An 11,784-nucleotide genomic window follows, 5' to 3' on the forward strand; every position below is an offset into this window, starting at 1 on the left:
CGGACGAACCACGCCCATCTCTCCCGCTGCCGACCGGAGTTCATGCCCACCCACCCGAACTAAACGATCACGTTCGGAAAGCGGATGGCGTCTCACACCGCCAATGGCCCGAGCGGCTTGACAAACGGCACTAGGAATCGACGTTGATGCCGTAGTCCGCGGCCAAGCCCGCCAGCCCGGTGTCGTAGCCCTGGCCGACAGCACGCACCTTCCAGCCCGAACCATGTCGATAGACCTCCACAGCGATGGCGACGGTCTCGCGCGAAACGAAGGGAGCTGCCTCGAAGGACAATCTTTCACCGGAGGGTTGGGTGATGTCCGCGCGCCAAGTGGAGTGCTGGTCGAAGACAGCCATGGGCTGGGATTCGAGGTCGATGCTGGCGATGACTGCCACGGTGTGGATGTCGTCGGGAATCTCGGGCAGCTCCGCGGTGATGGTGTCACCGTCGGTGCGGACTCCTTCGTGGTGGGGATGGTTATAGAAGACGAGGTCCTGGTCGCTGCGGACCTTGCCGTGGCGGGTAAGTAGGACGGCGGAGACATCAACGGGCGTACCGGTGGCGGTGACGCGCACCATTACCCGCTCGGATGCGAGATGGGCATTAGCGCCCTTGCCTAGCACGTTCCCGGCCTCGTGCTGTGCCTCTGGGGCAGCCTTGACCGCATCCGCGTCGGATGCCTCTGCGGGTCGGCTGGTACCGGTTAGCGCGGCGAGGGCGTCCTGGAAGAGGGGCCAGCCTTCGGCTTCTTCACCAGGCCAGGGCCAGGCCAGGCGGTGGGCGCCGAACTGTTTAGGTGTAGGCGGATGTCCGAGGGCCTCGTAGAGCTGCACATAGCGCAGGCTTTCCTCGGCCAGGCGGCTGAGCTGCCACTGCCGTTGGGCTTCTTCAGGCTGGTTCATGCGGAGGTCGTTGTCGACGGCAATGCCGCCGAGCGCCGTGTAAACGCGCTGGGCGAAGACGTGGCCGTCATTCGGCAGTAGACGAGCCGGACGCTGTTGCTGGGCTGCAGCAGGCTCGCCGATCGCGGTGTACAGAGCGCCGAGGTCACCACCGGTCCATTGACTGGCAGCGTTGGTGGCGAACTGGGCGAACTGAATCAAGGTAGGCGGCTTGCCCTTCGCGGCCACGAACCGGTGATGGGCACGGGCAACGTCTTCCAACGCGGCGCGCCACCGCCCCTCCAGGTAGGCGTCGAGATACTGCTCTGCCCAGGCACGGCGATGGCGGGTGACGATGTCACGCACCCGCTCAAAGCCTTCGCGGCGGCTGCCGCTGCTGTGACTCATCGTCAGGGTGAAGGAACCGATCGCCGTGTCCACCGGTAGCTCCCTGCGCTCCCGGACGATCTCCTCCTCCGGCCCCAAATGCCGCTCAGCAATGCGCAGTTCCTCGAACAGATCCGGCGAGACAGGACAGCCGACGGCATGCAGCGCGGTGAGGGGACGGTTGTAATAGTCAGCCACACCAGACAGAGGGGCGCGGGAGTAAGGGCCTTCGCACACGAACCAGGCGGTCAGCGCGACACCGTGCCAGAACTCCAGGGCGGGGCCAATCGTTTGGGCCATCAGCTGGTGGGGCCGGGGATTGCTGACGATGGCGCCAGGGTGGCGCTGCAGCGTCACCGACTGCCAGAGACGGTCCACCTGCTCGTTGACGGAGGCGGGCAGCACCTGCCGGTACAGCTGCTGGGTGATTCCATGGTCGTCCTGCCAGGCGAAGGACATGATCTCGTTGTCGACGAGTCCCCATAGCGGCCGCATGCCAGGGCTTTGGACAGCATGCGTGTGGTCGAAGCCTGTCCACCAGCCACGCAGGGCTGCAACACGTTCTTCGACGGGGGAAAGGGAGGTCGGGCCACCGAGGAAGGCCGCGAGCATGGCATGGATTTCGTCCTCCGGGATGCCCGCCTCAGCGGCCATGCCAGCTGCCTGGGCGGACATCCCCACGTACAGGCGCGGCTCGGGCAGCGCGGTGATGACTTCCTCGTCCGGGTGCGGTGGCGCCTGCAGGTAGTCCAGTACGGTCAGCCAGTTGCCAGCGAAGTAGCCGGAGACCACCGGCTGCAGCGCCCGGGTCAGGACTCGTCTGGCCAGAGCGGTACCGGCCTTGGCCTTCTTGGCGAAGCTGGCAATGAGTGCCTGCGTCTGCTGGATGCGGTGGCGGGTGACGAGTTGCAGAGGATCAGTGGCGGTGAGGGTGTCCAGGAGCCGGAGGCGGGCGCGTTGCTGCCCGCGCCGGTCCAGCCGGTGCCAGCCGCCGCCGAAGCGGAACTCCTCGAGCGCATCCTGGCCCAGGCCCAGCAGACGGTAGCGTTCTTCGATACCGGCCCACTGTTCCTGTTGGTCTTCGACGGTCCCGGCCGGTCCGGCTGCCCGCACCCGGACCGGCTCCAGCAACGCCTCGAACAACGGCACCAGTAGCGCCCACAGCAGTACCGCGTCCGCGCCCTCCGCAACGCTGACCCGAGCGGTGTCATCGGTGGCCAACGTCACCGCGTGGGCGGCGCGTTCGCGCAACAGATGCGGCAGGTTGACTGCTCCTGCCTTCACGGAGAGCTTTTGCGGCAGGTACCACGCACCGCGTTGCTGTTGCTCCCGCACACCGAACTTCTCAGCACACCAAGCCTCCTCCGACCCGCTGAGCCCAAGCACTTCAACGCTGTCCGCAGCCTGTGGTCCTTTGCCTCTGATCACCGAAGCCACTCGCTCGCCGCCCAGTGCAGCGGCCAGCAGCCTGGCCGCGAGCGCGTCGAGCTCGGCGAAGCGCTGGTGCTGCCCGGAAGCCGCCTCCAAAGCAAGCCCGTCTTCGGGAGATGCGCCCATGACAGGCTGCCACCAGCGCGGCTCATCACTGGCCACCGGTCAGCCTCCGCATGTACTCGACGAACTGTTCAAACGGCATCGGCGTCGCGGTGTTTTGCGCGTAGACGGCGTAGCGCTGGGCCATCAGCTGCATCTCCCGCTCCGCCCGCCGAGCTTCCACCCGGCCCAAATCGTGCACCACCCGCTGTTCCACACGCCCCTGCTCGTACAGCACGAACGCATCAACCCCGCCTGGGACTGCGCCATCAGAGGCCGCCTCTCCAGTGCCGTTACCGTCCTGTACCTGTTCCAGCGTGACGGGGTTGATCAGCGGGACGTCGAGCAACACTGCTGGATCCATGTCGTTGTCCGCGCACATGGCCTCCAGATGGTCCTCCAGGCCGAGTTCGGCATGGCATACCACGTCCAGGTACTGCTGGTCGACAGCCAGGCCGGGATGCCTCAGTACGCGCACACCACGCCCGATGAACTGGTAGAACTCGCCGAAGCTGCCATAGGGCGCACCGGCACCACCACGGTGATGGGCGGAAAGTCGTAGCCCTGGCCGAGCATCCGCAGCTGCACGATGCCTTGCAGATCTCCCGCGTCAGACTCGAAACGCCGCCGGGTGGCTTTGATCGTCGAGGCCGACATGCTGTGGTGCAGCGTGCCGCAGGGGATGCCATGCTCTTCAGCGATCCGGGCGATCTGCTGCGCATGGGCCTCACCCATCGCCGCGAACAGCGCCCGGGGTTTGACCGGGGCCAGCAGCTTGGCCTGGGCATCCAGACAGGCCCGCGTCACGGTCATGACGTGCCGGATCGACGCCTCGGACTGCGCCGTGATGCGAGCCATCTTCCGCTCGTCCCTCAACGCCGCCAGCAAGGCATCACGGCCCACGATCTGTTCGCGGCGTCCGTCGGGCCACACCGCCTCGTACACCGTCGTCGCCACCTCCGGGGCGAACCGGTGCACACGCAAGTTCTTCGCGGAGCCGTCCGCGACGGAGTCCACCAGCCGGTAGCGGTAGACGACATCGGCGTCGATCGGTTTGCCGTCCAGGCGCTGGAAACACGCCGACATCAGCAGCGTGCGTGCACCCTCGAAGTGGGCGAACAGCCGCTGGTAGGAGGCACTGGCCGCGATGTGAGCCTCGTCCACGACGATGAAGTCGACATCCTCCGGCTCCAGCTTGGCCAGCAGGTCCCCATCCTTGTCGCCGGTGCCCAGCGCGTGGAAGTTCGTGACCAGCACATCTGCGGCCAGCAGCCGCTGTCTACTCACCCGGCTGATCTGCCCGTCGTCCCTGTCCAGGACCAACGTGGCCGGCGGGCGCGCGCCCGGCAGCAGCGGGCCGCCCGCCAGTCCGTACAGAACATTGCCCGGGATACCCGGATCGAGTGCCTTGGCGAACGTGCCGCGGATGACCGATCCAGGAGTCACCACCAGCGCCCGCCGCCTGCTGAAGGACAACGCGGCCGCCACTCCCAGAGCGGTCTTGCCGGCCCCGACCGCCATCACCGTGGCCGCATGCCGTCCTCCGGACGCGTAGTAGTTGGCCAGCGCGGCCAGAGCCTCGTCCTGGCACGCCCGCAACGGCTCCCGCGCCACCGAAGCGCGCGCACCGGCGAAGTAGGACCCACCGGCCGCTGGCTGGGCGCCCAGAGGCGGATCGGCCGCCCTCAAGGGATCCCCCGCCATCTCCGGGACCTCAATACGCGGTACGGCGACCACGAACGGCGCAAGCGCCGCATCCTGGCGCAGCATCGCCTGCAGCTGGGCAACGCAGCGCGCGGTGTCCAGGCGCACCGCATCATAGGAAAACCGCAGCACCGTCAGCCCCGTAGCGGCCAGGTCGTTCTGCCGCAGCCGGTCGTAGGTGAAGGCCCCCCGGTCACTGTGGAAGGTGAACCCGTCCAACTCGACGGCCAGTTGCAGCGACGCGCCTGAGATCAGGTAGTCCAGCCGGTAGGTGCGTTCATTGACCGTCACCGGATGCTGGCTGCGTACATGCGCCACGATGCCCCGCTCCGCAGCCGGAGTGAGCACCCAGCGCAAGAACGCCTCTTCCAGATACGACGCCGAAGGGATCACCTGGTGCAGTCCCGTGCTCATGCAGCCCCGCCAACCGCAGCTTCCTGCACCAACGCACCGACCTTCTCCGACAGCCGGGCCACCGCGTCCTCGCCCTGTCCGAAACGGGCCAACCGCCATGCCACGCCAAGAGCTTCTTCGAGAGCACCTTCGCGTTCCAGCAGCACAATGAGCCGAGACACGGACGTCACATGCACGAACGACTCCGGGACGGGACCGGTGTCGAAGGACACCGCCTGAGGGGCTGCCTCCATCAACTCCAGGTCCAGCAGCGCGAACACCTCGAGCAGCTCAAGCCCTTCAGGATAGGAGCGCCGACCGCTCCACAAACGGTCCACCGCGCCCTGCAGGACGAAGTGGTAATCCATCGCCCCACCGGGAAGCTCCAGCGCCTCCCAGACCCGTGCGACCAGGTCCGCTCCGCCCGCCTCTATAGGCACATGCCGACTGGCCGGCGTTGCCGACGTACTTCCCTCAGCAGTCGGCCACATCGGTGATCCATACGACACCTCCGGGCGGACTCGTGCCTCTGGCAGTGCCTCGCGAACAACACCAGGACTACCCGTGAAATGCATGCCGGGAACCGCCGCCATCCGCTCAAACCACGTCGCCACGTACCCCGCTCTTCCCGCTTCCGCTGCGTCAGCCGCCAGGTAACTGCCATACCACTGCTGGGCATCCCCCGGATGACACGTCTCCCGTGCCCCGCCAAAGTAGTGCCACCTCGCGAACCATATGCCCGCCAGCCGAAGTAAGTGGCGATATCAACGATCGGCTCCCGCTCTGCCAGTTCCATTCCGACCTGGGCCTCGCCCTGACTGATCCACGGTGCTGGGAGGAGCCTGGTCGACCGAAGGCGGCATCGTCCGCGGGGGAGGGTGTCGTATGCGAGGGCGAAGTAGCTTTCGCGTCAACTAACGGCAGATTCCGGAAAGTTCACGCTTCTATACCGTTCCGTCAGGTACTTTCCCTAGGCATCTGAGGCGACAGCTGACAGCGCAGGGGGACGCGTGAGCAACGACGGCGAAGACCTGCCGCGCCTGTTGATCTCCGTGATCGACGATGATCCGTTGCGGGCTCGCAGCGACGCCCGCGAACTGCTGACCGAGGTGTCGGAGACAGATCCCGCGGCCTCCCTATGCCTGCCCTCAGCCGGTGCCTCAGTGAGCACCGACAAAGGCGGCGACGTCTCGGAGGTCGTCAGCCTGGCCCTGAGTGCCGGTTCGTTCGCCGCGGCCTGCGTCCAGGTATGGCTGGCCAAGGTCCCCCAGCGCACCATCATCGCGACCCGCCCCGACGGAGCCACCCTACGCATCACAGGCCGCGAAGCGCGTGAGGAAGACGCACGCCTCGAACGGTTCCTGGCCGAGCGATCCCTGCCACCAGACGGGAGCACGGCTCACGGCGCGCCGGGCCAGGACGACACCCCCACGGCGGACTGACCGAGAGTGCGAAACAACGATCGGTACGCCCTCCTGATCGGCGCCTCCACGTACGACAGCGAGCACTATCACGACCTTCCGGCGGTCCGTGCCGATCTGCACTACATGCAGGCCGTTCTGCAGAGCACAGAGATCGGCCAATACAACGACTGCGCGATGGTGCCGGACCCGACACGTGCGGAAATGCTGCACGCCATCGAGTCGTTCCTCGGAGAGCGCCAGCAAAGTGAGAGCGCACTGCTGTACTTCAGCGGGCACGGCGAGTTCTGCGAGGCCGACAACCAGCTCTACTTCCTCACCCGCGACAGCGACCCGGCCGATCTTCCCCGTACGGCGGTGTCGGCGGAGTTCCTGGAGCGGACTCTGCAGTCCTGCCGCGCCGCGTCCAAGATCGTACTGCTGGACTGCTGCGCAAGCGGTTCCGTCGTCCAGGGCTGGCATGCCAAGGGCCGGGAGAGTTCGGAATCGGACGAGGCGGAGCACAGCACCCTGTTGCACCCCACTGGCGTCTACTTCATCACCGCCTCGGACGCGCTGCAGGCCGCCTCCGCCATGGCTCCCGAAGGATCGACGCTCGGTACTTCGCGGTTCACGGGTGAAATCGTCGAAGGACTGCGGAACGGGCGGATCAAGGACAGCGGCTGGATATCGCCGGAGGATCTCTTCGAGTATCTGACCGCGCAGATGGTGCGCAAGGGTGTGCCGGAGGAGCAACGCCCGACGAAGTCCACCATCCGCGCCACCCACACGCTGCACTTCGCCCGGTCCGTGGCCCGCCCGGTCAATCTCCCTGCCCCGCCCCATGAACCGCCCCCGCCGTCGGCCGCTCACCTCAAAGCTCGCGAGCGGGTCGCGGCTGACCGTGAGAACGCCAACGACTGGCAGCACCTGCTGCGCTACTACGCACAGTGCCTGAGCGCCCAGGCCGCAGCGAGCATGCTGCCCGACCGGCGGGCGGGCCGGAACTCGCAGTACTTCCTGATAGATGAGGGGCCCGAGACCATTCAATCCGGTCTGAGCCCGGCACTGCCGGCGCCCAAGAACCTGCCCGGTGCGCACGGCTCAGGCGGCACCACGGCGAAGAACGGGGCAGGTCGCGCTGCCGATCAGCACGAGTACTGGTACGGGTATCCCGCCGTCACGCTCCCCTCCCGCGGTGAGGGCAGCCAGCGCACGGATGTCGGGATCGCTCCGCTGTTGATCCAGCAAATGGAGTTGGCTCCTGACGAGAGCGGTCGCGCGGTGCTCCGTCCGAGCGGGGTTCCGTCGCTGCACACCAAGCTGGTGACGGAGCTTCTCTCGGAGGACGAGGCTGCCCAGTTGCTGGCCCGTTGGCAGCCGACGTGGCAGCACGGCAATGACGCGCAGATGATCAAAGCCGTACGGGAGTTGCTCGGCGTCCTGGGACTTCCGGAGCTTGAACCGCTCGACGCCTCCGCCTTGAGTGCGGACTCGGTGCACGAGGCCCTGCGCCCTGGCGCGCACAACGCCGCCGTGCTCCTGGCTCCGTCGAGTGCGGAGCGATTCGCCACCGACGGCGTTGTGGAGAATCTCCTGGCCATCTCCACCCGCACGGACGAAATTCCGGGTACGGCACTGGACGCGCTCTTGAACGGCGGCACCCCCACGCCCACAACGAATCCCGTGCTCGTGGTGTCGGCAGGGCCCTCCAACGAGAGCCAGGAGCAGGTGGTCATCTCCGCGATGACGCAGCCGCTGACCGTGGCCACCGGTCCGCCTGGAACGGGAAAGAGCGAGGTCGTCACCTCGGTGGTGGCCACCTGCGTCGCGGCAGGTGAGTCGGTTCTGGTGGCGTCGACCAACAACGAGGCGGTGAACGTCGTCGCCCAGCGCTGCGACGACATCGCTCCGGGGCTGCTGATGCGTACTGGCAACGTCGATGCCTTGGTCAAGGAGGCCGAGAAGCTAGAGCAACTGCTGTCCGAACCGCCTGCCCAGCCCGGGCGCAGCTCCGCCACCGTGGCAGGTGAACTGCGCAACCTCCGCTCGCGCGCCGCCGCCCTGCGCGACCAGGCCGGACGGCAGGTCGAAGGTGAGGTACGGCTGGCCCAGGTGCTGTCGCAGCGCGCCGAGTTGGCCAGCAAAGTCGAGCTTCCGGTGCCGCTCCTGTCACGGTTGTGGCAAGTCGGCGACCTCTCGGCGCTGGCCCGCTGGGAAATGAGGGCCCGCCGGGCGGCAGCGGCGGGCAGCTGGTGGGGGCGCTGGCGCCGGACACGGGCCATGAAGGCGTTCGTCGCGGCTGCCGGTGCCGACGCAGCGCCGCAACTGCCGCCATGGACGAGGGAACGGCCCGTTGTCTCAGACCTGCTCGACGACCTGGCGGACCTGACCGGCCTGGAGCGCCAGGTGCGTGACCTCACGCCGGCTCAGCTCGCCTACGACGAGGAAACCGTGCGCCAGGCGCGTTCAGGCTGTGCCGCAACACGGGCCCAGCTGTCCGCAGAGCTGTGCGAGGCCGTGTCGGCGGAGGTGCTCGACCGCGGGCGATCGCTGTTGGACCAGCGGCTTCAGACGTTGCGTCAGCGCAAAGGGACCCAGCGGAGCCAGCTGAACCTGCTGCGCCACCTGAAGGGGTGGGCAATCACCACCCATGCGGTGCGCCAGCTGAGGCCTGATCCGAAACTCTTCGACTTGGTCGTCATCGATGAGGCCAGCCAGTGCTCCATCGCGGCGGTGCTGCCCCTGCTGTTCCGCGCCCGCAGGGCCCTGATCATCGGGGACCCGATGCAGCTGACGCACATCCCCGGTATCTCGCCGGAGCAGGAACGTCAGGCCCGCGTCAGGGCGGGGCTGAGCGCGGCCTGGCTGGAGGACCGTCGGCTCGCCTATCACGCTCACTCCTCCTACCACGCCGCCGCGCAGAACGGCGAGAGTGCACTGCTGCTCGACGAGCACTACCGCTGCCACCCGGAAATCGCCGACATCGTCAACGGCCATTGCTACTCCGGCGCGCTGGAGATCATGACCGACGTGCGCCGGCAGGTACCCGCAGTCGATCTCATGGACACCGGGGAAGTGGCCCCCGTACTGGCCTGGGCGAATGTGCCCTCAAGCAAGTCGGCACGCGGCCCGGGAGGAAAGTCCTGGCGCAACCCGTCCGAGGCCGCCGCTGTTGCCGACATCGTGCGGGCGCTGCTTCGCCGCCTGCCCGAGAGCGCGACCGTGGGCGTGGTGACACCGTTCCGTGCGCAGAAGGACGCCCTGGAAAGCGTGATCGGCAGCGACCGGGTCCGGGTGGGAACGGTGCACGCCTTTCAAGGCGGTCAGCGCGATGTCATGATCCTCAGCCCGGTGGCCACCACCAACACCCCGCAACGAACGGCCCACTGGGTGTCGAGCCAGGTCAATCTCTGGAACGTCGCGATCACCCGCGCCAAATCCCAGTTGATCACCGTGGGCAACCACGCCTACTGGCAACAGGAGACAGGTCTCCCCCATCTGCTGTCCTCACGCTCACTCCTGTGGGACCAAACACAGCGCACCGGTGTGCAGCCAACTCCCATGCCAGGGCCTCGCCTGCGTCAGGAGCGGCGCCGCAGAGATCTCACCGACGCTGTGCAGCAGGTTCTCGCCTCGCGCGGTGTTGTCGAGCTGGAACGCGCTGCGATGGTCGGTGGACAGCGCATCGACCTGCTGTTCACCGCGCCCGACGGCAACACCGCGGTAGTCGTCGACACCGGCCCCGGGCCAGACCGTGATCCGGCACGACACCTTCGGCTGGTACACGAACGGGCCGGCTTGCTCGTCGGGCTTCCCTCCGGCGGTCGAGGCGCGAAGGCCGGTCCTGTCACGCGCGTGGTCCGTATTCCCGCATGGCGCATCCTTGTCGGCCCGAACGCACTGGCGCCGCTGTTCGACTGAGTGACCGATCGGCCGCCGGTGGTCGACCGGGACATCCGACGTGGGGAGGGCAGTCGTGGCAAGCACTCCGAAGACTGAAGAGGTCCTGAACAGTCTAAGGCAGCAGGTATCCGTGGCGGTTCACTCGACGCGGGAGCTCGTGGGCAAGGCTGACGAGGCTGCCGCCGACAAGGAACGGGAGCGTCGCGAGACGTTCGAAAAGCGGCAGGAGGAGGGCAAGACCAAGATGGGAGAGACCTACGAGCCCCTGCGGCGCAAACCAGGCCTGCGCCCGCTCCCCGGCACGGAGGTCGGCCTGTCCGTGACGTTGACGTTCTGGGACGTCCTGCACCACCTGGGCCGCGGGCTGGCACTGTCCCAGCGCGGTGCATCACGCGGACTGGCCGAGCACTGGGGCAGCCTGAAGTACTGCCAGGCGCTCAGTGCCCATACCGAAGCCCAGCTCGGCCTGTCACAGGAGGGCAACCTGCTCGGCCTGTCCGACGAGGGCAAACGGATCGCCATGTACTACAAGGCGCTGCAGTCAGAGGAGTTGGGACACGCATTCGCACTGGCCGTCAGCGAACAGATCCTCACCCGTCGCTATCCGGACCACAGCATCTCGTTCGTCCGTGCCGACACCGCCCTACGGGCCGGCTGGACGCTGACCAGTCGCGACAAGGCGAAAACAAAAACCGTCGGCTACCCCTACCGTCCGCAATTCTTCGCCGAGGTCTGGAAACCGGGTGAGTCCTCACGCGTCATCCCCATCGCCTGCAAAGGCAACCACAGCGACCGGCAGAAGGCCTACGAGCAGCTCGCCTCCGCAGCCGTCCACGCCGACGGAGTGCACATCGGAGCCTGGGACGAAACCCCGGCATTGCTGTTCAGCACGGAGATCGCCCTGGCCGACCCGCTCGCTGTCCACGTCCTGCATGCCGACGGCCCCGGCGGCTGGCTGCACATTCCTGACGACACCCCCGCCGCCGACATCGGCCTGGGCCTAGGCGGCAAGAACCCGGATATCGGCATCCTCAAACCAGGACAAGGCAAGGACCCCGACTCCTCCGAGCCCGGCTGCCAAGTCGGCCCCAAGGACTACGAGTGGTTCCAGCGTGTCCTGGCCCGCGTCGGAGCCGCCGGCCTGACGGCCTTCGCCGGGGACGGCGAATCCACCGCCGCGCTCCTCACCACCCGCCAGGGCAGCGACTTCTTCCAGGGCTTCGCCCACGCCGCCTCCGGCAGCGTCCAGGACCAGGAATACACCCTGCTGGGCGAGAAATTCGAGGGCACGGATCATGTCTTTCGGCTCAACGGCAAACGAGTACAAGCATTCTCCGGCGTCGCCGCCGACGTCCTCGATTCCCTCATCACCAGGCAAGAGCCCAAACGTCAGGCCGACTTAGCCGCCTACCGACAGCGGGTCCATGCGAGAAGGGCCAAGGAACATGGGACATTCTGGGACCACGCCTGGGGCGGCGTTGTCTCGATCGGCCGGCACGGCACAGTGCTGGCCATGCGTCAGATCCCACCTTTCCGAGACGAGTAGTTCCTGTATGCGTGCCACCAGCTACCGGCCCATTT

7 protein-coding genes are annotated in these 11,784 nt (G+C 67.1%); 3 read left to right on the forward strand and 4 right to left on the reverse strand.

The genetic code is table 11. The features are described 5' to 3' along the window. Window positions 1-130 precede the first annotated feature (130 nt). The 4 genes from ACIBK3_RS28105 to ACIBK3_RS28120 are packed head-to-tail and all read right to left on the reverse strand — an operon-like array spanning window position 131 to window position 5,265. Window positions 131-2,860 carry a TerD family protein gene (locus ACIBK3_RS28105; protein ID WP_269649219.1) on the reverse strand — a complete coding sequence of 910 codons (2,730 nt, stop codon included), beginning with the start codon at window positions 2,858-2,860 and terminating at the stop codon, window positions 131-133. Next, window positions 2,850-3,278: a hypothetical protein gene (locus ACIBK3_RS28110; RefSeq protein ID WP_399370021.1), complete on the reverse strand. Its 429-nt coding sequence runs from the start codon at window positions 3,276-3,278 to the stop codon at window positions 2,850-2,852. Before ACIBK3_RS28110 ends, ACIBK3_RS28105 begins: the two co-directional genes overlap by 11 nt. Continuing rightward, window positions 3,266-4,918: a DEAD/DEAH box helicase family protein gene (locus tag ACIBK3_RS28115; protein ID WP_399370023.1), complete on the reverse strand. Its 1,653-nt coding sequence runs from the start codon at window positions 4,916-4,918 to the stop codon at window positions 3,266-3,268. The genes ACIBK3_RS28110 and ACIBK3_RS28115 overlap by 13 nt, the downstream gene beginning before the upstream one ends. Then, on the reverse strand, window positions 4,915-5,265 hold the full coding sequence (locus ACIBK3_RS28120) for a hypothetical protein (protein ID WP_269649217.1): 351 nt from the start codon (window positions 5,263-5,265) through the stop codon (window positions 4,915-4,917). Before ACIBK3_RS28120 ends, ACIBK3_RS28115 begins: the two co-directional genes overlap by 4 nt. Window positions 5,266-5,907: 642 nt before the next feature. Here ACIBK3_RS28120 and ACIBK3_RS28125 point away from each other — a divergent pair. From ACIBK3_RS28125 to ACIBK3_RS28135, 3 genes are read left to right on the forward strand one after another with little or no spacing between them, the layout of a single operon-like run. Continuing rightward, window positions 5,908-6,339 carry a hypothetical protein gene (locus ACIBK3_RS28125; protein ID WP_269649216.1) on the forward strand — a complete coding sequence of 144 codons (432 nt, stop codon included), beginning with the start codon at window positions 5,908-5,910 and terminating at the stop codon, window positions 6,337-6,339. Between the two features lie 6 nt (window positions 6,340-6,345). Further along, window positions 6,346-10,221, forward strand: coding sequence for an AAA domain-containing protein (locus ACIBK3_RS28130; RefSeq protein ID WP_327690730.1), 3,876 nt, complete (start codon window positions 6,346-6,348; stop codon window positions 10,219-10,221). Between the two features lie 55 nt (window positions 10,222-10,276). Then, the gene (locus ACIBK3_RS28135; protein ID WP_329225690.1) at window positions 10,277-11,749 is read left to right on the forward strand and encodes a hypothetical protein; all 1,473 of its coding nucleotides are present in this window, start codon (window positions 10,277-10,279) and stop codon (window positions 11,747-11,749) included. The last annotated feature ends 35 nt before the right edge of the window (window positions 11,750-11,784 follow it).

This window comes from Streptomyces sp. NPDC050287 (assembly GCF_044459385.1).
Taxonomy (GTDB): domain Bacteria; phylum Actinomycetota; class Actinomycetes; order Streptomycetales; family Streptomycetaceae; genus Streptomyces.